Raw genomic sequence first — 20,199 nt, forward strand, 5'->3', positions numbered from 1 at the left:
CGATGAAATTCTGGCTCGGAATAACGGCAATCGTCCTCGGAATACTGGCGTTGATTGCACTGATCTGGTTCGGTGGTCCGTTCCTCGCCATTGCCGGCGTGCGTCCGTTCGAACCGCTCTGGGTACGTCTCTTGCTGGTTGGTCTGATCGTGCTGACGATCGGCGGCTGGACCGTTTACCGGATTTACCGGCGGATTGCCGCGAACCGCGAGCTGGAACGGGAAATCCTTCAGCCCAAGGCCAGCGACGAAGACCTGCAGATCCTGTCGGAACGCATGAAGGACGCGCTCAAGACGCTGAAGACTTCCAGCGGCAGCGCACGCACCTATCTTTACGATCTGCCCTGGTACCTGATGATCGGCCCTCCGGGAGCCGGCAAGACGACGGCCTTGATGCATTCAGGGCTGAAATTCGCCGGTTCCAGGGCCAAGGGCGAGGCCCAGAAGCTGGAAGGTCTTGGCGGCACCCGCTATTGCGACTGGTGGTTCGCGGAAACCGCCGTCCTGATCGATACAGCAGGCCGCTACACCACGCAGGATTCCGACGCCGAACACGACCGCGAAGCCTGGCTCGGGTTCCTGAACATCCTGCGCCGGGCGCGTCCCCGGCAGCCGATCAACGGTGTCATGGTGTCGATCAGTCTGGAAGACCTGATGACACTGCCGGAGGCGGAGCTGAAACAACATTCCGACGCCATCCGCGCCCGGCTTATCGAACTCTACAAGACGCTGAAGATCGACTTCCCGGTCTATGTGATCTTCACCAAGGCCGACACCGTTGCAGGTTTCATGGAATTCTTCGGCTCCTATCCGGAGACCCGGCGCAACCTAGTCTGGGGGGCGACCTTCCAGACGCGCGAGAAGACGAAGAACATGGTCGCCGAAGCGCCAGCGGAATTCGATCTGCTGATCGAGCGCCTGAACGACGAGATGGCCGACCGGCTTCAGGAAGAGCCCGATCCGCGCGCACGGCTGATGCTTTATGGTTTCCCGACCCAGGTGGCTGCCTTGAAGGACCGGTTGACCGGGTTTCTCAACGCCATCTTCGAACCTAGCCGGTATTATCCGAACGCGGTGTTGCGGGGCTTCTATTTTACCTCCGGCACCCAGACCGGCACGGCGATCGACAGGGTCATCGGCTCCATGAGCCAGGCTTTCGGTACCGCCTACCAGGCAGCGGCATTGTCGGGGCAGGGCAAGAGCTACTTCCTGCGCGATCTCCTGACCAAGGTGATCATCGCAGAGGCGGGCTGGGTAACCCATAACCGACAGGCGGTGCGCATTGCCACCGCGACACGCGTCGCTGCCTATGCGGCCATCGTCCTCTTGACCCTCGGTCTCGGCAGTCTGTGGGGGATCAGTTACGTCAAGAACCGGGCACTGATCGACGAGACTGCGGTTGCCATCGACAGGGTGCGAGCCGAAGGCGAGACAGTGCTCGCGGAACGGATCGTCCGGGACGACAATCTCAACGACACCGCCTATATCCTTTCCCGGCTGAAGTCGCTTCCGGCCGGTTATGACAGCCGAAACGACCCGACGCCGATCCTGGAACAGTTCGGCTTGAGCCAGCGCGAGCGGCTGGAAGCTGCCGGTGTCACATCGTATCGAAGCGGTCTTGAGCGGCTTTTGCGGCCGCGGCTGATCCTCCGGATCGAGGAGCAGATGACGGACGTTCTGGACAACAGGACCGGTCCGGGCGGACAGGACATCGACAAGCTTTACAATCTGGCGAAGCTCTACCGGATGGTCGCGGGCGATGCGCCGGAGATCGACAAGGAGCAGATCAAGAACTCGTTCCGGGCCGACTTCTTGCAAGGCTTTCCGGGGCCGCAAAACGAAGTGCTGCGAAACGAGCTCAACACGCATATCGCCGCCATGCTCGACCTCGATTATGGCGGCAACGTCCTCACCAACCAGCTTGATGGTGTGCTGGTGGCCGAAGTCCAGCGGGAGCTGGCCCGTGTCAGTCTCGCCGAACGGGGCTATGCACTCTTGAAGTCCCGGGCGAACGGTCTTGCCAGCGAAGACTGGGTTGCGGAGCAGCGCGGCGGGCCGGACATGGAAACCGTGTTCGAGACAAGGAATGGCGACACGCTCGACACGGTTCTGGTCGACAAGTTTTTCACCTATCCCGGCTTCCATCTGTCGGTCCTGCCCAATCTGGCCGGTATCCGCGAGGAGCTCGAGCGGGACAAATGGGTCTTTGGTGACGTCGGCACGTCGGATGCGTTCGAAGGCCAATACCAGTCCTTGCCCGGTGAAATTCTCGGGCTTTACACCCAGGACTTCATCGATGCCTGGGAGCAGGCACTCGGTAATCTCGAGTTCAAGTCGATGCGGGACGACAAGCCTCTCTATACGACCCTGCAGGCGGTGTCGGCGCCGACATCACCGCTGGTACAGCTCCTGGAGAGCATCCGCCGCGAAACGCTGCTGACGCAGGATCTTACTCCGGAGGGGATTGCCGGAAATCTAACCGGTGGCAATGCCACTGATGCCGGGTCGGAAGCCGTGCAGAAGGTCTTCCAGCGCTATGTTCTGGATTCATCCGGCGGCCTCAAGCGCATCGGTCTCGAAGCCGGGATCAAGGTGCTTGCGCCCGGTGGCATCTCGAATGCCCTCGGCGGTTCTTCAGGTGGCGGGGGCGGTCCGGATATCATTCCCGGCAAGGCCATCGAGGATCACTTCCGGCCCTACCATGTGCTGGTCGAAGGCGAAAACAGCCGAAAGATCGATGCGCTTCTTCTGAACTTCAAGAACATTCTCGACAACCTGCTGGTCGTTGCAAACAACCCGCTGCAGAGCGAGACGGCAAATGCCAATGTGCAGATCCAGGCCTCGCTCCTCCGAAGCAACGCAACGCGCTTCCCGATACCCTTCGACAAACTCATTCTGCAGGCGGCAAAAGAGTTCGACGAGGAATTCAAGGAGACCTCGATCACTCAGCTGAACGAAAAGCTAAAATCGCAGGTGGTCGAGCAATGCAAGCGCATTGTCGGACGAAACTATCCGTTCGAGAACGGACGCTCCGAAGTGCCGATGACCGAGTTTGCGAAACTGTTTTCGCCGTCCGGGATCATGCAAGGCTTCTTTGACGAAAACCTGAAGCCGCTGGTCGATACCAGTACGCGGCCATGGAGCTGGAAACCGGAAGTGTCTCAGGCGGACCGGCTTTCCAACGCGACCCTGCGCCAGTTCGAAAGGGCGGACCTGATCAAGCAGGCGTTCTTCCCGACCGGCAACGCGTTCCCATCAGTCGGGCTGCAGGTTGTCCCGCGGGCGCTCTCTCAGGAAGCGACGGCTGCGAGCCTTGAGGTCAACGGCAATCTAGTGCAGGTGACGCGCGGTCCGGGTTTCAACGCGGATATCGAGCCGCTTCCGGCCAATTTCGACTGGCCGAGCAACACGGCAACGCCGCGGGTGGTGCTGGTGATCCAGCCGGATGTACCGGGCTACCGCTCCAACAGGGAAATCCACGGCGACTGGGCCTTCTATCGCTTCGTACGCGATAACAGGGTCAGTTCGGGTCAGAACAAATTCGTGGTCAGGGAGACGCTCGGCGGCCGGCAGGTTGCCTTCACGGTGACTCTCCGGTCGAGCCCGAACCCGTTCTTCCTGTCCGCAGTCGGGGATTTCAGCTGCCCGACGAGCTTCTGAGATGGGCAGCGGCTATTTCGGCAAATTGCCGGCCCGGGCCGATTTCGTGATCGGGCGCTGTCCGGCAGGGTTTCTGAAAGTCTGGGAACCCTTCCTGGTGAAGGGTCTCGCCCAGTCCAGGCTCGACCTGAAAGACGCTTGGGAGGAGGCTTATATGACCATGCCGGTGTGGCGCTTCCGCTTGACACCTGAAGGACCCGACGGTGCGCTCAAGGAGGCCGTCGCAGGAGCATTGATGCCGAGTGTGGACAGGGTCGGCCGAACCTTCCCGCTGACGCTTGTTGCCGCAATCGCGCTAGACCTGCCGGAGGGGCGCAACGCGGACGGCTGGTACGACCAGGCCGAGGTCCTGTTGCGTGAGACCCTCAGCGAAGAAGCCGGTTTCGACAGTTTTCAGCAGGCGGTTGACCGGTTCGACGGGCCGGGGTTGGCGGCAGCCGGCACGGGCACCGATGCCGACCCGGACTCCGTGGAACTTGTAGGTGGCGGCGAGGCATTGCAGGCGAAGTTCTGGTGCCGAGCAGGCAACAGGCAATTTGCCTTTTCCTCTAAGGGCCTGCCGGAGCCGGGCACGTTTCACTGGTTCATCCTGCCGGAAGCCTTGGAGGCGGCGGGACTTGAAGAAAATGCGGTGGGGAACAGTCATGGGCGATCTCATCCGGAGGATCACCGAACATGATCGGACACCATCATCAGGCACTGCGCGGGTTTGCCATTGGACTGACTCATGTCGGCAAAGTCCGCGAGCACAACGAAGACACGTTTCTGGTTGACGAAGGCAAGGGAGTCTTCGCGGTCATGGACGGTGCCGGCGGAATGCGCAACGGCGCGATGGCTTCAGGCCTCGTACGTGAAGCGCTCACCAGCATCTCCCTGCCGCGCAGCGCGGAAGATCTGCTGGAACAGTTCGAGAGTCGCCTGATCATCGCAAAGGACCGGATCGAACGAGCTGCCGCGGGTGCCGACGGGGCGCAGATGGGTACGACCATTGCCGCACTTTTGACGTTCGGCTCGAACTTTGCGTGTCTGTGGGCGGGAGACAGCCGGGTCTACCGCTTGCGCAACGGCCGGCTGGAACAGCTCACGACCGATCATACCGAGGCACAGGAACTTGTGGATCAGAATGTGCTGACCAAGGATGAGGCGAAGACCTTCGCCCGCCGCCATGTCATCACCCGTGCCATCGGGTCGGGGCTGGATCTGGAGCTAGAGCTTGTTTCCGGTAACTTGCGGTCCGGCGACAGGTTTCTGCTTTGCTCCGACGGCCTGACCGGTCATCTTGGCGACGGTGTGATCGGAACCTTCCTGATGAATGGTGCGCCGCGCTCAAGCGCGCAAAGCCTGATCAACGGCGCTCTTGAAGAGGGCGGCACGGACAACGTAACCGTGGTGATCGTCGATATCGACGGCAATGCCGCGGGATTGGGAGTACGCTATTGATGCAGCCCGGGAATCATCTTCTTCCCCGCGGAACTCGGCTCAACAATCTTTATGAGATTGAGGAACATATCGCAGACGGCGGCATCGGTACCGTCTACCGGGCCCGGGATGTGGAAAGCGGCGATCCGGTCGCCATCAAGGTATTGCTTGCGACCTATTCCCGCGATCCGATGATCCTCGATCTCTTCAAGCGCGAAGCCAAGATCCTGCGCAAGCTGAAGCATGATGCGCTGACCCAGTATTACGTTTTCGCCAAGGAGCCGACCCTCGGCATCTATTACCTTGCCATGGAATTCGTCAGCGGCCCGTCGCTCAGCACGCGCCTGGATTCCGGGCCCCTGGAACCGGAGGCCGTTTTCCGGCTTTTGCAGCGGGTTGCCGAGGCTCTCCAGGCGGTGCACGACCGGGAAGTGATCCACCGGGATCTTTCACCGGACAACATCATTTTGCAGAATGGAGATGTCGGTCAGGCCAAGATCATCGATTTCGGTATCTCAAGGGCCAATACCGGCGGACCGACCATCATCGGCGATGGCTTTGCCGGCAAGGTAAACTACGTTTCTCCGGAGCAGGTCGGCATTTTCGATGCCAAGGTCACCGCGCGCAGCGATATCTATTCCCTCGGCCTGGTGATCGCCGAAGCGCTCACGGGCAAGCAGATCGACATGGGCGGGACCCAGGTCCAGATCGTCGAGAAACGCCGTCACACGCCTCCGCTTGAGGGGATCGACAACCGGTTCCGCCCGCTGCTTGAAGCGATGCTGCAACCGGACCCTGCCAACAGGCCTGCTTCCATGCGGGAGATTGCCGAGTGGACGTTTGGCGCACCGATGGCGCGTCAGGCCCAGGAGCGTACGGTGATCCGGCCGTCCGGGCCACCACCGGAGCAATCCGCGCTCGACGAGCCGCAACAGCCGGTCAATTGGGGCAGAAGGATCCTTGTTGCCCTGTCCTTGCTCGGGTTTGTGGGACTTGGCGCGGGCGGGGTCTATTTTTTCGTCGGGCAGACGGTTCCACAGCAGGACACCAAACCTGTGCTGGTTGCCCCGCCGCGCGAGAACGTGCCGGACGTTCCGAGCGAGCCCACAAATCTGACACCGGAAAAACCGGAACCGCCGACGGAAAATCCGGTGACGCCTCCAGCCGACATTATCGTGCCGGAGACCGATACGCCGCCGCTGGACACGACCGACACAAAGCCGAACAACGGGCAGGAGAGCGGCCAGGAAGATGCCGTGCCGCGTCCGCCGGTAGCCAACCTGGACGAACCACCTGAAGACCTGAAACCCGAGGACCGGATCCGCAATTTCGTCGGCAGCTATCAGGCAGGCGACTGCATGTATCTGCAGCCGATCGAGATCGCCAGCAATTCGGCGGAGATCGAGGGCTTCGCTTCGCGAACGCCCCCCTTCATCAGTTTCGACAGCGATTTCACCCAGTCACAGGGCTTTGAGGCCAAGATCCAGGTCAACCTTGTCAGCGATGCCCAGTGCCCTGCCATCGCCTTCCTGCGGGGCACGCCGCAAGGCAGTGCGAAAACGGAACTTCGGCTCGACATGCAAAGGACAGTGGTGCCGAACGGCAGCACGATGGCGGGCCGGATCTCCGGTTACGACAGGGCCACCGGCGGACTTGGGCTCGTCTTCGTCAACAGCAAGGGAGAAGTGATCAATCTCTCGCCCTATCTGCAGACGGACGATGGCGGTGCGGGATTCGTTGTTCCCATATCGTTGAAAACGCCGGCGGAGGAAACGGCTCTCATCATTGCCATGGTGGGCCCGGGAATTGCCGCCAGCCTGTCAAAGCGACCGGAGAAGCAGGCCAGTGAATTTTTCGACAAACTGATGCAGGATGTCCCGGTCTTGCGGGCTACTGCGACCACGGTCAAAGTGGTTCCTTAAAGCATCGAGCATTCAGGCGAATGCCAGCTGAGCCTGGTGTGATCTTGCGCCTTTCGCGGCGAGGTGCACAAGAGACCATGAAACGATACACGAAGCCCATTCATCTGCAGGAACTCAAACCTCACCGGCGGGCAGACAGTTCGCTGGCGCTGATCAATGTGGTGTTTCTCCTGCTGCTCTTCCTGATTGTCTCCGGCACGTTGAGACCGCCGTTGCCGGAAGGGTTCGACTGGGCCGAGACGGTACGGGACACGGGCAGCGGCAACCTCCAGGGCAGTCTGGTCCTAGACCGGGACGGGGCGGTCTGGTTCGAGGGGGACCGGCTTGATACAGCGGCTTTGCTTTCGTTTCTGGATGAGGCGGCGAAGGCAAATCCGCGCCTGGTCGTTCAGGTGGACAGACGTTCAAGAATGGAGGCCGTCTCCGCATTGGCCGCGCAGCTCAAGGCCAGCGGTATCCGCCAGGTTTCGCTCATGACGATCGAGGCAGGACGGCCATGAGCGTTGCGGCCTACGGCCAGGACAGCCAATGGGAAATACCGGCACTCGTTTGGCCGGCCGTGCTGGGTCTTTCCGTGGCGCTTCACCTGTCCGTGCTGCTGTTCGGCCTTCCGTCCTTACCCTGGCAAGCAGAGGATCCGTTGGTTCAGCCTGAAACGGAACTCATCATTGAAAGCGGCGGATTGCCGTTTGAAAACCTCCTGGCCGTCGAGGCGGAAACGGCGAATGCGGCCATCCCGGACATAGCCCCAGTCGCTGAGCCCGCCGACCTCGTGCAGCCACTGGTAACGCCGGCCGAAGCTGCAAGTGTCGAACCGGTGGACGCGCCGGCGTTGCAGCCAGTTGGTAGTTCGGCAATCGCACCGGTGGCGTCACCCGTGCAGGAACTTCAGGAAATAACCCCCGATTTGCCCGGGACGGTAGAAGCGGTGGATGTCGCCGAAGTTGACGTGGAGACGCTGGCGCTGTCGTCTGTGCAAGAGAATGTTCAGGACACCGCCGCAGCCGAACCTTCCGGCGCTGCGGTTGTGGAAACTGTTCAACCGGTGCTGCCTTCTACCGGGGATACCATCCCCGTTACCGAGGCTCCCGCGGTTGAAACTGTTGTCGCCGCAGCCACGACCGTTCCTGAGGTTTCGTCAGCCTCCGAACCGTTGGTTCCGACGGTTTCTGACGAGATAACAGTGGCGGAAATTCCCGCGCTCGAGGTAACACCGGCAAACGACCCGGTCGTCTCGACCGTAGCACCGGAAGCAATCGTCTCCGCGGCACCGGACATTGCCGAATTGACACCTGCCGTCACACCTCAAGCGGACGAGCCTGTGGAGGCAGATGAGGCGACGGTGGCTTTCGTACCACCGGCGCCTTCGGTTGAACCAGATCAGCCGGTGGCGCTGCCGCAGAATGTAACGCCCGCGGAGGCGCTGCAAAGCCAGCCCGCGGAAGTGCTCACGCCTACGGTCAGCGAGGCGGTCTCACCTGTGACAACAGGTGATCTTCCAGAAGTCACTGCGACGGAACAGCAGGTCGCTTCTGTCCAGCCGACCGAAACAGAACTGGAGGAAATTGCTCCGAGTGCGCCTGCGAGCGCCTCTGTTCCAGTGACAGCACCCACGGAGCCAACGGAAAACGTGCCGCCTGTCGACGTCGCCTCCATCGATCCTCTGGCCAGCGTGACGGACTTCGTTGCGAGTTACGATTTCGGCGACTGCGCCCATCTGTCTGTCCTGTCCGCCGGGGCCGACACGGCAAAGGTGTCTGGATATGCGGTCAATCCGATGCCGTTTGTCCTGTTTGACCAGCACTTTACGGCAGAGAACGGCTATGAGGCCAGCATCGACCTGAACATCGTCTCCAGGAAGCAATGCGCCCTGCTTGATGCGCTGGGTCTTGCCGGTGGCATTGAGGCGGCGGATCTGGTGAGTTTGCAAAACACGGTCGTCAAAAGCGGGACGCAGGTCAACGGTGTCATTCAACGGGACCTGCCTCTTGACCGTATTGCAGCCGCCGAACAATCGGGTCTCGATCTCAGTGGCAGGGGACCACCTGAACTCTATTTGATCGACAATGACGGCCAAATCCATGACGGCAGGGACTATCTGCTGCCCGCTTCAAATTCACAGACAGCCGGTGGCTGGAAATTCACCGTGCCGGTAACGCTTCTCTCGGACGGGGATGATGAACTGGCGCTGGTGCTCGCCATCTGGAACCGCCCAGCCTCCCGTCAGCCCGCCCGCTTCGGAACGCAGCCAGCGAACCGGATTGCCGCGCTCCTCTCTGAGCCCGGTGTCTATTCCCTGACGGCCTTCAAGGTTGCGCGATGAGGCATGCGGTTCATACCTGATGCAGGATAAGCTGCCGGCCGTTCAATCCGTTCCGGTCAGATGTCTGCCGATCTGGCACCAGCGGTAAAGACGCCGGTGAGCAGCACCTCGATGGCAGCCCGTTCTTTTTCCAGACGGGTCTCGAACCAGGTGACGGCGATGGAGACGGGGATTGCGACAGCGAGCCCGCAGGCCGTCGTCAGAAGTGCCACCCAGATACCACCGGCAAGACTGGCCGGGTTGGCCGATGCACCGGATTCCTGCAAGGTTTGAAAGGTGTCGATCATGCCGAGGACCGTACCGAAGAGGCCGAGCAATGGTGCGATCTGGGTAATCAGGTCCAGAGCCTTCAGCCAGCTCGTCAGGGAAAACAACCGGTCTGCTGCCCGGGCGGAAACTTCTTCGCGCAGCCGCTCCTCCCGGATGTCGCGTTCCTGGGAGGACAGCGCCTGTTGGTCCAGCATCTGAATGGCATCCATGGCGCTGCGGACAAGTGCGCCGGAGAGAGAACGATCCTTCAGCAGGTTCTGGGAGGCCTTGGTGCGCTCCCCGCTTCGCCATTGGGTAACTGACTGCCGCACCAGTGCATGCCGTCCGACCCGTGCGGACGAAAACTGGAAAATCTTGGCGAGGATTACGGCGACGGCGGCAATCGAAATTGCCAACAGGAGGAGAACAACCGGTCCGCCGAGTTCCAGCAGGGAGGTGGACGTTTCAACCATGTGCGTGGAGACCCTTGCCTTTGTCCCGGTGGTGCATCAGTCGCCGAATTCGATCGGCGTGCGGTTGCCGAGATCGAGCAGGTCAGGGCAGTAGACGTCCGTAATGCTCGGCGGAACGCAGTTCATGACGTCGTTGATATGAAGCCGGGACAGGCTGTCGCAGGACTTTCCGGCAAGGTCGAACTGCAACACCTTGGTCTTTCCGGCGGAGATTCGCGAAAATTTTAGCCGCAGGAACTGATCGACCAAGCCGTCCTTGTTGAAGGCCACCATTTCCAGTCCCAGCTGGTCCATCGACCGTTCCAGGCCGTTGGTCGCGATGATCGACAAACGGCAGCCACCGTCGGCGGTCGGCTGGAGCTGGTTGAGTTCAAGGCTGACCTTGCCGGTAACATCTTGGGCGTGAGTTGCCGTTGAAAACAGGATAACGGCAATCGCCGGTATCAAGCTCTTGTTCAAAATCCCCATTCCGTCCCCCAAATGGTACCTGTGCCGGCCGGCGCCGGCTCTATTCGTTTTGACCGCAGACCGGCGTCAGTCGTAGGACAGCAGCACCGTCCAGTCTTGAGCGCCCTCGGTCTCGATCTGAAAGAAATCCGCCTCGATCAGGCCGCGCTGCCAGCAATTGTCTCCATCATAAAGAACGAATTTTTCCTCGCGAATGCAAAGGGTAATATCGCCTCCAAGACGGCTTTCACCGAAGCCATCGGCGACGTGCAGGTAGTAGCGTGCGTTCTTGAGCGCTTCTTGCAACACTTGTGTGCAGGCATTCGAGGTGATGGTCCACCAGCCTTCCGTGCGCAGCCCGTCGTCGGTTTCGTAGCCGACAGCGACGTTGACGAGGTCCACCGTGCCATTGCAGACACGCAATCCGGCAAGAGCCGCGTCCGGCAGGATCACACATGCCAGTGCGGCAAGCCCGATACTCGCAGAGAACGGTCCTTTTCGACCAAAGAGCGAAGCCGGTCCGCTGCCGCGGAGATCTGACATGGTGCGTTTCCTGTTGCCGGTCAGTCCGATCACGCTAAGGAAAGCAAATGCCAGCGTCAATTTCGGAAATGCGATTGTGGGCTGGCGCGATCCGGGCCACACTCCGGGATGAGCCAGCCTGCTTTCGGGACATGACATGATCAAGATCCAGACCCCGGTCTCCCACCGAAAGCGCATTCCGCTGACGCCGCTGATCGATGTCATCTTCATTCTGATCATGTTCTTCCTGCTGTCGTCGTCCTTTGGCGTCTGGCGTCCGCTCGACATTTCACTCGGGCGGGACGGTTCCGCACCACAGGAAACTCAGCAGGCGCCGTCGCGTGCGCCGTCCGTTCTCATTCTTGTCCGGGCGGAGACGGAAACTGCGGGACTGACTGTCAATGGCGTCGATCTTGAACTGGAAGCGTTGACGGCCGAACTGAACCGCCTGGCGGCACTCGGCGCGGAACAGGCTCTTCTGGTTCCGGGCAAGGAAACCGATTTTCAGCGCATTGTCCGGGTTCTCGACGAGGCGAGGGCCTCCAGATTGAAGAGCGTCAGCCTGCAACTGGAGTGAGGCAGGACCTTCCAACGCAGGGACCCTGACGCCTGGCCAAACGAAAACGGCCCGGGAGGTCCCGGGCCGTTTGCCATTTTCGGAAAGGTTCAGCGACCGATAGCACCGCCGATGATGCCGCCGACGACACCGCCGATGAAAGCAGCACCGGCCGGGTTGATCCCGCCACCGCCGCTGTTGTTGTTGGTGCGGCGCGTGTTGTTCGTCGTCTGCGTATTGTTGGTGCTCCGGGTCGAGGTGCTGCGGGAGGCGGCTGCCGCCTGCTGCTTGCGGTTCACCTCGGCCTGGTATGCCGAGTACTGGGTCGCTGTCTGCGTCGTTAGCAGGGCATATTGCGCGGCGGTGAAATAACCGGTTGCGACGATGCCGTTGGCAGCCTGCCAGGCACTGACGCCAGCACGGGTCTTCGGTCCGAAGGCTCCGTCCGGGCGGCCGACATCATGACCGGCAAGGTTCAGACGGGTCTGCACTTCCACACGTCCACTGCGATTCCAGCCAAGCGAGGCTTCGGTCGTCTCGCTGCCCGGGATCGCCTTCTGCGGATCCGGAAGCGTTGCGACAGCGCCGCTTGTGCTGGCAGCGGGAGCTGTCGTGGCCGTCGTTGCCGACGGGTTCAGCGAAGCCACCTGCGAACCGGCCTTGAGACGCTTGATCGAGTTGTTGGCAAAATCGGCAAAGAGACCTGTCGGATACGCCTGGAGATAGGCTTCATAATCGGCGACGGTATTGCTCGATTTTGCGGTTTCCCAGATCAGCTTTTCCCGTTCCCAGGCAATTGCCGACTGGGTGTTGCTGGAGGATACAGCCGGGGCGGCCACAGGCTGCTGCGCAGTGGTGGTAGCCGTATCGCCGAGCGATGCAACGGTGGAGGTTGCCGGCACGTCCTGCTTGTTGAGGAAGACTTCGCCGATGAGAGAAGCATTCACCCAGGGACGCTGCCGCTTTTCGGTTTCCTCGTAGACTTCACCGGTGACGCGGGTCATGACGGTCTGAATCGAGGCATTCGGCGTATCGATGTTGCGGATGAGGGCGGTCGTGAAAGGAGAATTCGCGCCGTCGCCATCTAGCGCCACGTCGCCGGGGCTGGTGGCAAAGGCAATGACGGACCCTTCACCGCCGGTTTCCTGCGGCTTGATTTCGGCAAGACCGGCACCGATGCTCCCCGAACGGCTCGGGCCCATGCGGCGGGCGAGCGTGCGGGCGAGCGGGTTGTCGCGGCATGCATCCAGGAACACCATCTGCACCTTCACGTCCTTGGACATCTGGCGCAGGATGAAATCGACGGTGATGGTCTCGAAGTCGAGAGATGTCTCATCCTCGATCGTGGCGTCGATTGGCACCAGGTGGTTCTGGCCGGCGACCTGGAGGCCGTGGCCAGCATAGAACAGGATCGCGATGTCCGCTCCATAGGCCTTTTTGGCGAAGTCCATCACCGAACGGCGCATTTCGCTGTAGGTCTGATCCTGACCCGCGACGACCTCGAAGCCGAGGCCCCTGAGCTTGGCGGCCATCTGCTCGGCATCGTTCGCCGGGTTGGGTAGTTCGACTGTGTGTTCGTATGCGCCGTTGCCGATCACCAGGGCAACGCGCTTCGCAAGTGCCGGGGCCGTCCCTGCAAGTACAATGGCCAGCACTGCGATCATTCGCTTGAACATATCCTGTCCTCTCGTAGATCAAAGTTGCCTGTCGGATGGACCGATCTTAGGTCGAGGTCTGCGTCCTCTTGAGAATATACCTACCCCGAGTGGCAATATCGTTCTGTAATAAACGTCACAGGAACCTGATTCTGAAAATGCTGCCCCTATGACCACCTGAAGCCAGTCCGAAACGGTCCGGCGATGGCCTCGTCAAATACGGCGCACATTATAGCCAATCCTTCGCCGGAACACCACAATCCGTTGGCAGCAAACCGCCGATTTTTGACATTGGTTAAACGGCAGGAAGTGTCAGGACGTCCAGGCCGCATGAGGTGCCGTGAAAGCCGCTTTATTTCTATCCGCTGGTCTGTGTGGATCGGAGTGGCTGCCTTTTGCCGAGGGCGCAAAAGCCAAATGTCGTGGATCAAGTCAAACGCGATAGCAGGCTGATTTTTGTGACGCCAGTCACCACCGCGGACCGGGGAGATTTGATAGTCTTCCGAAGTGTGATTGCCACGTCCCGCAGGCGGATGGAGCCTGTCTCAAGTGGAGGCCCTTTCATGGCCGGAAAAGCGGATATCTTAAAACATATGAGGCCCGAGCACGCCGGTGTATTTCAACAGGCTGCGCGGCTCTACAACGTCACCATTCTTGTCCGGCGAACCAACACCGCTTCGCTGCAGCATATCGGTCAGGCTTATGCGGTACCCAAGCGCCTGGATTGCAAGGCCAAGACGGCTGACTTCGATGTCGCGCCAAAGGGGTGTCGCCTGCCGGATGGCAAACGCGGCTGCATTGCCGGTCTTGTCGTTGATCCCAATTTCGTCGGAGAGAGAGCCTACACAGACGGCAAATACACCAAGGCACTTGAAGCCTGGAGGTCGTTTTCCACCCAGTTGCGTCCCGAAATGTCGACCTTCGACAAGCAAAAGGCACTTACCTATGTGCCCGGTGGTGGACAGTACTTTGTCGAGCGGAACCCGGAAGATCCCTATTACGGCTGCGTGAAATTCGCTTCCAGTTCCCTTATCACCGCAGGCAAGTGCATTTATGGCGATTTCGATCTTTACGGCATTGTCGACATGGACGCGCCAGGAAACATCGTGCGTGTGCGGGAAGAGCGGCTCGGGCAGACACACGCCCGCTCACCGAAATTTTTCGACGTACAGAACTATGTCAACAGCCGTATTGGCGTGCCTATGGTGTTGCACGGGTCGCAGGAGACCTACGCTTCAAAACACGAGGATGACGATCTGGACGTGTTCTTCCCCGATGGCCGGGTCGACTACGCGGGCCCGACGGCCGCCAGCATAACGGCGTTCTATCAGAAGGAATTTCCCGGAAGAACGTTGTTCCGCAAGGACGATCCGGCGCAGCAGATCAAGGGCAGGTATGTCTCGCCCGGTGCCGCATGACGTGAAAAATAACTTCCCTGGAGGGAAGTAAACGTATCGCCGATTTCGGGAGAAATTGGCACGCCCAACGGGACTCGAACCCGTGTTTCCGCCGTGAAAGGGCGGCGTCCTAGACCGCTAGACGATGGGCGCGCGGTCGACGCGGCTGCGTCGTGGGGAGGCTTATAGGCGGGAATTAAGTTGCCTGCAAGGGCCTTTGCGACAATTTTTTGCGGGCCCGCAAATCCGGGCCCGCACTTGTTGAAAACTGCCTGGAATCACCACTCGCCGGTATTCGGCATCGAGGCCCAGGGTTCTTTGATTGCAAGGGCTTCACCCTTCTGCAAGAGCTCGAAAGAAATGTTGTCCGGCGAACGAACAAAGGCCATGCGACCATCCCGCGGCGGCCGGTTTATGGTGACCCCCTTGGACTGCAGATCTGCGCAGAACGCGTAGATATCGTCGACCTCATAGGCAAGGTGACCGAAATTGCGGCCGCCGGAATACTCTTCAGGATCCCAGTTATAGGTGAGCTCCAGCACCGGTGCCGCATTGGCCTTGCCGCTTTCGACATCTTCGGAGGCCGCGAGGAAGACCAGTGTGAAGCGGCCCTTTTCGTTTTCGTAGCGGCGGACTTCCGTCATGCCCATCTTGTTGCAATAAAAATCGAGCGAGTCTTCAATGCTGGTCACGCGGACCATCGTATGCAGATAACGCATGTTCCATCCTTTTCCTCAGTCGAGGGATATCAAAATCAAAGGCTTCGAACCGGTCGATGAAATCGATTGACAACCTGGCCGAGGCGCAGCGCTTTGTTGCACAGTTCCTCTCTGGTTCCCAGCATCGGATCGTGGCCCTGACGGGGGCGGGGATATCGACGGAATCCGGCATTCCGGATTTCCGCTCACCCGGCGGCATATGGTCCCGCCGTCAGCCGATTCAATACCAGGATTTTGTTCGAGACGAGGACAGCCGGCTGGAAGACTGGGACCGGCGCTTCGAAATGACGGACTTTTTTGAGCGTGCCGAACCGAACGCGGCGCATGCCGCACTGACCCTTCTGGCCGAAAGCGGGCGGCTTACCTGCCTTGTCACCCAGAATGTCGACGGGCTGCATCAGCGTGCAGGATTTCCGGAGGAAAAGCTCATCGAGATCCACGGCAACTCCACCTTCGCAACCTGTCTGTCGTGCGGTGCGCGCGCGGAACTTGAGGACCAGAAGCATAAAGTGGAAACGGGCGAGAGCCCTTTATGCAGCCGTTGCGGCGGTCTACTGAAAGCGGCGGTCATCAGTTTCGGCCAGCAGATGCCGGAGGAAGCTGTCGAACGGGCAGTGATCGCAGCAGAGGATTGCGATCTTTTTCTGGTGCTCGGTTCGTCACTCGTCGTCTATCCGGCGGCGCAGCTTCCCGTCCTGGCAGTCAGGGCAGGGGCGGAACTGGTGATTCTCAACCGTGAGGAAACTCCGCTCGATTCGATTGCGTCAACAGTCATTCGGACGCCTCTTGCGCAAACATTTGCGATATTTGGCGAAGAACAGGCCTAAATAACGTAAATGGTCTGTGGTTAGTCCGTTAATTTCCCTTCTCGCGCATAAGCACAATGTTATCCTTTTGTTAGGAATCAGCTGAGGCGTTGGGTCGATCCATGTCTTCAGCTTCATGATGCGGACCAGAGACGGGACAAAGGGCTATGGGGGTTAAAACCGCACGGGAACCCCGCGCACTCGAAGCACTGACGGAAGATGTTGCCGTCGACGTTTTCGAGATTGCCGGAACGATTAAGTGGTTCGATGTCGGCAAGGGCTACGGCTTTATCGTGCCGGACAGCGGCGACGGCGACATCCTGCTGCACGTCACCTGCCTCAGGCGGGACGGTTTCCAGACCGCTTATGAAGGCGCTCGCGTCGTTTGCGAGGTCCTCGACAGGCCGCGTGGCCTGCAGGCCTTCCGCATCCTCTCGATGGACGAGAGCACCGCAACCCATCCTTCGCAGCTTCCACCGTCTCGCACCCATGTTCAGGTCGTGCCGGAAGGTGGCTTTGAAAAGGCGACGGTGAAGTGGTTCAACCGGGTCAAGGGCTTCGGTTTCCTGACCCAGGGTGAGGGGTCCGAAGACATCTTCATCCATATGGAAACTCTTCGCCGCTTCGGCATCACCGAGTTGCGCCCCGGACAGGACGTCCTCGTTCGTTTCGGCGAAGGCCCGAAGGGCCGCATGGCCGCCGAAATCCGGCCGATGGGAACGGGAACGCATATTCCGTCCTCCCACTGACCGACCGCGTTCAGTCATTCTGCACATTTACCTTCGGCCGGACATGTTCCGGCCTTTTTGTTTGCCGACCTTCACGCTAGATCTCTCGCACAGGTGCCGGCGAACCGCAGTCACCGCCACCGTGACTAACCGATTGCGCCGCCTCCGGCATTCTCAGGACACGCCCTTGATGTTTCGACAGTTCCTTTCCGCCGCTTGCGTCGTTGCCACCCTGTTTCTGGGTATCGCGGGAGCCTCCGGACCGCTGCAGGCGCAGGAGCCGCAGACAGGCCTCGCGGAAGAGGCGCTTGTCATCACTTCCGGAGAAACGCAACACAAGTTCACAGCAGAAATTGCCGCTGACGACCGCCAACGTGCCTTTGGCCTGATGTTCCGAGAGGAAATGGCGGAAGACCGGGGGATGCTGTTCCTGTTCGATGGTGCCGGTGACCGGTATTTCTGGATGAAGAACACGCCGCTGCCGCTCGACATCATCTTCATCGACGCCGGCGGCACAATCGTGAGCATCGCCGAGGACACAACCCCCTTTTCCGAATCCGTCATCCCGTCGAACGGTCCGGCGAAATACGTCTTCGAGGTCAATGCGGGCGTAACCGAGAAACTTGGAATTGCCGCCGGTGACAGGGTAATGAATGCGGCGATGGGATTGGAGTGAATGCGGGCGAAAAGCCAGGATGTCAGTTGCTCTTCATCGATGCCGTTGCAACCGTCCACAATCACAATCCAGCACATCACCCTTCGTCCCTGACGAACAGAGGTCCGGGAGATACACCCGCAACAATCTACGCCCCGGGGTACAGCGCAGCCTGGTAGCGCATCTGGTTTGAGAGTTTCAGGCTCCAATTTCGCAAGGCACTGATCAGACGGACGAAAATCCGCTCATGTCGGTCGTCGCCCGGCGCTTGCCGCGGTTCGGATGCCGCTGCATCTCGTAGCTCCAGACTGCCTTGCCGGGGAGGGCTTCTTTGCTTCCTGAGCGATGACGGACATCTGCTCCTTGATCACCGGAACCCTGACCCAGCCTTCGCCTTTGATCCAAAGTTGAATACGGCAGCGTGGTTTACCCAGAAGATCCGTTGATATGCCGACGACCCAGCCGAAGACGATGAAGTCATCGCTGAGAAATTCCCAGATCGAATGAATTTACTTCGCGAAATTCATGTCGAGCAGCCGGGAGAAAAAGTTCTGTGCCTTCTCGTTTGCCGGCTTGTCTGTCTCTTTGCGGACCGGCAAAAACTCAAGGATGATTTGTCGTTCAGACTTATCTCCGATGAAGCAGGTCCGGATTCGATAGTGGCGCTTGAGGCCGATGTGGCTCTGAACCTGCCACACGCGTCCGGCATCCCAGCCAACGGTGTCGAGCACATGCGCAAGGTCTTGAACATCGGTTGGGGACATCAATTTGTCCGACAGGCGCTCCGAACCGATCTGTCTGGCTGACAGCCCGAGTTCGCCGCGGCCGGCGTTGTTTGCGTATTTGATCCGCCTTGAGTTTAAATCAGCCACCAAAATCGGCGTTGGAACAGCGTCCAGGATATCTGCGGCCGGAAGATCCTGAGACCCAGTGCCCAATTCTCCGACAAATATGCAACCACCTTTTGGGTTTTCCAGCGCCAGTGGGTGCACGTCGAATAAAAGTTCCTTCGCAACACCGGTGTCGCCAGGAAGTTTCATCACACCCTGTGTCAGGGTTTTGTCGGCCAACATCTTTGTGAAAGTGAGGGAAAGTTTTTTTCCCAAGAGATTTGGTATCGTGCGAACATCGCGGCCGATGATCTGCTTGGCGTTTTGCACCGAGAACAGTTTCAGAAATTGTTGATTGGCCGACTTGATCACTCCGTTGCGATCGGTGACGAGAATTGCGCTGGTAACCGACGCCAAAGCATGTGCCAAATTTGACAGCATATCGGGTGACTCAGCGCTGTTGGGCGCTTCCGACGAACACTTTCGCATGACCCCAATCACCATAGGTGTTGTTTTTCCTGCAGGGCGTGCCGCGACAATTTCGAAGGTCTCGAGGCCGGCCTCCGTCTTCATTGTGGCCGTCAAGGGTGATGAAAGCCCGTGCTCTATCGCGTCGGAAAGCAGTAGCAAAAAACGCTTTCTGTCAGGCTGCGTGTAATACTCCAGGGCATTACGTAGCGAGAATTTGACCAGACGGTATCCCTTGACACTGGTCGCGTCCGTTCGCTGCCAGCAAATTTCTTCAGCTACAGGGTCGTATGCCCAATAGGAAACGCCAACGGTTGAAAGAATCGCGCAGGTTTCCGGATTCGGGACCAGTTGCTTCATCGAACGCAGAAGGGTGTTGATTTCAGTGGTCAATTTACTGCCGCGTAGCTTGGGCGAAAATAGCTCCAACATTAAGCAATTCAAAATTGAACGAAGAGTGAACCCGGTCTCTTAAACTGGTATTTATTGCCGAGAATCGAAAAAATGTTTGAAATGCTACGAATTCAATAAGCAGCCATCAGTAATTTTACCGTTGAAAGGTTGTGCGACCAGTCTATGTTATTGTCCAGTAGTAGTTGTTGGGCCTTGCAGGAGAATGTTGCGCGAAACTGCCAGCAGCTATTCACTGATTTAGCTGATGGGCTTGAAAGCGGAGTTTTTGCCGATCGTTTCAACTCCTCAGAGCTGTTTTCATTGGATTTTGCTGGAGTTTAACACCAACGCCGGAACCGTCCTCTCGAGTGCCTCCTGGCTCACGCGGACATCCTCGCCGAGAACGTGAGTATAGGGGATCGCCGGCGAGATATCCGCATGCTTCCGCACATTCCTGACCGGGGCAAGATCCCGCGTGGCGCGCAGGAACTTTGACGCGCAATCATGGCGCAGGTCATGGATTCCGAATTCGATAATGCCGGCATACTCGAGAGTCGTTGCCAAGGTGCGGCGAAAGCCGCTGTAGGTGATTGCGTGGCGCTTGTCGCGGTTCTGATGTCGCGGCGTCACGTAGCTCCAGATTGAACTTGTGACTCTCCTCATCAGACCCGAAATTCTTTTCCTATGGCTTCTTGGCGAAAAATGCATCGCCAAATATATTTCAAGTTCCAAGCGAGCGAATTGCAGAACCCTAATTGGCGCTATCAGAGTTCCGTTCAGCGTAAATAGGAGGCTTCATTCTCCAGTTCCGTCCACAGCGATGCGATAATGGTGTTTTGTTCCTGCTTGACGGACCCGGCGATGGTCTATAAATCCGTGCAAATCAACGGCCCGGGGTATAGCGCAGCCTGGTAGCGCATCTGGTTTGGGACCAGAGGGTCGCAAGTTCGAATCTTGCTGCCCCGACCATTTTTCTTC

General features: G+C 59.2%; 18 protein-coding genes and 2 tRNA genes. 12 read left to right on the forward strand and 8 right to left on the reverse strand.

Features of this window, described 5'->3' with window-relative positions; all coding sequences use genetic code 11:
* The first annotated feature begins 2 nt into the window (after positions 1–2).
* The 6 genes from tssM to ACX3M4_RS03040 all read left to right on the forward strand — a co-directional run bounded on the left by tssM (position 3) and on the right by ACX3M4_RS03040 (position 9,323).
* Entirely contained in the window at positions 3–3,659 is a 3,657-nt protein-coding gene (gene tssM, locus ACX3M4_RS03015; protein WP_459357122.1) for a type VI secretion system membrane subunit TssM, read from the forward strand.
* 1 nt (position 3,660) lies between these two features.
* Positions 3,661–4,338, forward strand: coding sequence for a type VI secretion system-associated protein TagF (gene tagF / locus ACX3M4_RS03020; protein WP_459357123.1), 678 nt, complete (start codon positions 3,661–3,663; stop codon positions 4,336–4,338).
* Positions 4,335–5,099 carry a PP2C family protein-serine/threonine phosphatase gene (locus ACX3M4_RS03025; RefSeq protein ID WP_459357124.1) on the forward strand — a complete coding sequence of 255 codons (765 nt, stop codon included), beginning with the start codon at positions 4,335–4,337 and terminating at the stop codon, positions 5,097–5,099. The genes tagF and ACX3M4_RS03025 overlap by 4 nt, the downstream gene beginning before the upstream one ends.
* On the forward strand, positions 5,099–7,000 hold the full coding sequence (locus ACX3M4_RS03030) for a serine/threonine protein kinase (RefSeq protein WP_459357125.1): 1,902 nt from the start codon (positions 5,099–5,101) through the stop codon (positions 6,998–7,000). The genes ACX3M4_RS03025 and ACX3M4_RS03030 overlap by 1 nt, the downstream gene beginning before the upstream one ends.
* 77 nt (positions 7,001–7,077) lie before the next feature.
* Entirely contained in the window at positions 7,078–7,500 is a 423-nt protein-coding gene (locus tag ACX3M4_RS03035; RefSeq protein ID WP_459357126.1) for an ExbD/TolR family protein, read from the forward strand.
* Complete coding sequence (locus ACX3M4_RS03040; protein ID WP_459357127.1) at positions 7,497–9,323, forward strand: hypothetical protein; 1,827 nt, start codon at positions 7,497–7,499, stop codon at positions 9,321–9,323. The genes ACX3M4_RS03035 and ACX3M4_RS03040 overlap by 4 nt, the downstream gene beginning before the upstream one ends.
* A gap of 56 nt (positions 9,324–9,379) precedes the next feature.
* Here the strand turns inward: ACX3M4_RS03040 and ACX3M4_RS03045 are convergent, their stop codons facing one another.
* The 3 genes from ACX3M4_RS03045 to ACX3M4_RS03055 form a co-directional block, all read right to left on the reverse strand.
* A complete protein-coding gene (locus ACX3M4_RS03045; protein ID WP_459357128.1) occupies positions 9,380–10,045 on the reverse strand; it encodes a MotA/TolQ/ExbB proton channel family protein in 666 nt (221 codons plus the stop codon).
* A 36-nt stretch (positions 10,046–10,081) separates the two neighbouring features.
* Entirely contained in the window at positions 10,082–10,513 is a 432-nt protein-coding gene (locus ACX3M4_RS03050) for a hypothetical protein (protein WP_459357129.1), read from the reverse strand.
* A 66-nt stretch (positions 10,514–10,579) separates the two neighbouring features.
* Positions 10,580–11,035, reverse strand: a complete 456-nt coding sequence (locus ACX3M4_RS03055; RefSeq protein WP_459357130.1) for a DUF1036 domain-containing protein — start codon at positions 11,033–11,035, stop codon at positions 10,580–10,582.
* Between the two features lie 136 nt (positions 11,036–11,171).
* On the opposite strand from ACX3M4_RS03055, the gene ACX3M4_RS03060 reads away from it, so the two are divergent.
* On the forward strand, positions 11,172–11,591 hold the full coding sequence (locus ACX3M4_RS03060) for an ExbD/TolR family protein (protein ID WP_459357131.1): 420 nt from the start codon (positions 11,172–11,174) through the stop codon (positions 11,589–11,591).
* A gap of 89 nt (positions 11,592–11,680) precedes the next feature.
* Here ACX3M4_RS03060 and ACX3M4_RS03065 read toward each other — a convergent pair whose 3' ends face one another.
* Positions 11,681–13,246 carry a caspase family protein gene (locus tag ACX3M4_RS03065; RefSeq protein ID WP_459357132.1) on the reverse strand — a complete coding sequence of 522 codons (1,566 nt, stop codon included), beginning with the start codon at positions 13,244–13,246 and terminating at the stop codon, positions 11,681–11,683.
* A gap of 572 nt (positions 13,247–13,818) precedes the next feature.
* Between ACX3M4_RS03065 and ACX3M4_RS03070 the strand changes: the two genes are divergently transcribed.
* Positions 13,819–14,643: a hypothetical protein gene (locus ACX3M4_RS03070; RefSeq protein WP_459357133.1), complete on the forward strand. Its 825-nt coding sequence runs from the start codon at positions 13,819–13,821 to the stop codon at positions 14,641–14,643.
* A gap of 56 nt (positions 14,644–14,699) precedes the next feature.
* Here the strand turns inward: ACX3M4_RS03070 and ACX3M4_RS03075 are convergent.
* Positions 14,700–14,775: transfer RNA gene (locus ACX3M4_RS03075), tRNA-Glu, on the reverse strand.
* Between the two features lie 125 nt (positions 14,776–14,900).
* Positions 14,901–15,341 carry a VOC family protein gene (locus tag ACX3M4_RS03080; RefSeq protein ID WP_459357134.1) on the reverse strand — a complete coding sequence of 147 codons (441 nt, stop codon included), beginning with the start codon at positions 15,339–15,341 and terminating at the stop codon, positions 14,901–14,903.
* 56 nt (positions 15,342–15,397) lie between these two features.
* On the opposite strand from ACX3M4_RS03080, the gene ACX3M4_RS03085 reads away from it, so the two are divergent.
* The 3 genes from ACX3M4_RS03085 to ACX3M4_RS03095 all read left to right on the forward strand — a co-directional run bounded on the left by ACX3M4_RS03085 (position 15,398) and on the right by ACX3M4_RS03095 (position 17,551).
* On the forward strand, positions 15,398–16,168 hold the full coding sequence (locus ACX3M4_RS03085) for an SIR2 family NAD-dependent protein deacylase (RefSeq protein ID WP_459357135.1): 771 nt from the start codon (positions 15,398–15,400) through the stop codon (positions 16,166–16,168).
* A 146-nt stretch (positions 16,169–16,314) separates the two neighbouring features.
* Complete coding sequence (locus ACX3M4_RS03090; protein ID WP_459357136.1) at positions 16,315–16,896, forward strand: cold-shock protein; 582 nt, start codon at positions 16,315–16,317, stop codon at positions 16,894–16,896.
* Positions 16,897–17,065: 169 nt separating this feature from the next.
* Entirely contained in the window at positions 17,066–17,551 is a 486-nt protein-coding gene (locus ACX3M4_RS03095) for a DUF192 domain-containing protein (protein WP_459357137.1), read from the forward strand.
* Positions 17,552–18,039: 488 nt separating this feature from the next.
* On the opposite strand, the gene ACX3M4_RS03100 is transcribed toward ACX3M4_RS03095, so the two are convergent.
* Both ACX3M4_RS03100 and ACX3M4_RS03105 read right to left on the reverse strand, forming a co-directional pair.
* Positions 18,040–19,260 carry a PAS domain-containing protein gene (locus ACX3M4_RS03100; RefSeq protein WP_459357138.1) on the reverse strand — a complete coding sequence of 407 codons (1,221 nt, stop codon included), beginning with the start codon at positions 19,258–19,260 and terminating at the stop codon, positions 18,040–18,042.
* 279 nt (positions 19,261–19,539) lie between these two features.
* Complete coding sequence (locus ACX3M4_RS03105) at positions 19,540–19,851, reverse strand: tyrosine-type recombinase/integrase (protein WP_459357139.1); 312 nt, start codon at positions 19,849–19,851, stop codon at positions 19,540–19,542.
* 262 nt (positions 19,852–20,113) lie between these two features.
* Here ACX3M4_RS03105 and ACX3M4_RS03110 point away from each other — a divergent pair.
* Positions 20,114–20,190, forward strand: a tRNA-Pro gene (locus tag ACX3M4_RS03110).
* The last annotated feature ends 9 nt before the right edge of the window (positions 20,191–20,199 follow it).

The organism is Roseibium sp. M-1, from assembly GCF_054515675.1.

Excerpts from the sequence above, each read along its gene's own strand:
- ACX3M4_RS03040 (WP_459357127.1), top strand. The coding sequence starts at position 7,497 with ATGAGCGTTGCGGCCTACGGCCAGGACAGCCAATGGGAAATACCGGCA.
- ACX3M4_RS03025 (WP_459357124.1), top strand. The coding sequence starts at position 4,335 with ATGATCGGACACCATCATCAGGCACTGCGCGGGTTTGCCATTGGACTG.
- ACX3M4_RS03095 (WP_459357137.1), top strand. The coding sequence starts at position 17,066 with ATGTTTCGACAGTTCCTTTCCGCCGCTTGCGTCGTTGCCACCCTGTTT.
- ACX3M4_RS03060 (WP_459357131.1), top strand. The coding sequence starts at position 11,172 with ATGATCAAGATCCAGACCCCGGTCTCCCACCGAAAGCGCATTCCGCTG.
- tagF (WP_459357123.1), top strand. The coding sequence starts at position 3,661 with ATGGGCAGCGGCTATTTCGGCAAATTGCCGGCCCGGGCCGATTTCGTG.
- tssM (WP_459357122.1), top strand. The coding sequence starts at position 3 with ATGAAATTCTGGCTCGGAATAACGGCAATCGTCCTCGGAATACTGGCG.
- ACX3M4_RS03035 (WP_459357126.1), top strand. The coding sequence starts at position 7,078 with ATGAAACGATACACGAAGCCCATTCATCTGCAGGAACTCAAACCTCAC.
- ACX3M4_RS03055 (WP_459357130.1), bottom strand. The coding sequence starts at position 11,035 with ATGTCAGATCTCCGCGGCAGCGGACCGGCTTCGCTCTTTGGTCGAAAA.
- ACX3M4_RS03065 (WP_459357132.1), bottom strand. The coding sequence starts at position 13,246 with ATGTTCAAGCGAATGATCGCAGTGCTGGCCATTGTACTTGCAGGGACG.
- ACX3M4_RS03045 (WP_459357128.1), bottom strand. The coding sequence starts at position 10,045 with ATGGTTGAAACGTCCACCTCCCTGCTGGAACTCGGCGGACCGGTTGTT.
- ACX3M4_RS03070 (WP_459357133.1), top strand. The coding sequence starts at position 13,819 with ATGAGGCCCGAGCACGCCGGTGTATTTCAACAGGCTGCGCGGCTCTAC.
- ACX3M4_RS03100 (WP_459357138.1), bottom strand. The coding sequence starts at position 19,260 with ATGTTGGAGCTATTTTCGCCCAAGCTACGCGGCAGTAAATTGACCACT.
- ACX3M4_RS03085 (WP_459357135.1), top strand. The coding sequence starts at position 15,398 with ATGAAATCGATTGACAACCTGGCCGAGGCGCAGCGCTTTGTTGCACAG.
- ACX3M4_RS03090 (WP_459357136.1), top strand. The coding sequence starts at position 16,315 with ATGGGGGTTAAAACCGCACGGGAACCCCGCGCACTCGAAGCACTGACG.
- ACX3M4_RS03080 (WP_459357134.1), bottom strand. The coding sequence starts at position 15,341 with ATGCGTTATCTGCATACGATGGTCCGCGTGACCAGCATTGAAGACTCG.
- ACX3M4_RS03030 (WP_459357125.1), top strand. The coding sequence starts at position 5,099 with ATGCAGCCCGGGAATCATCTTCTTCCCCGCGGAACTCGGCTCAACAAT.
- ACX3M4_RS03050 (WP_459357129.1), bottom strand. The coding sequence starts at position 10,513 with ATGGGGATTTTGAACAAGAGCTTGATACCGGCGATTGCCGTTATCCTG.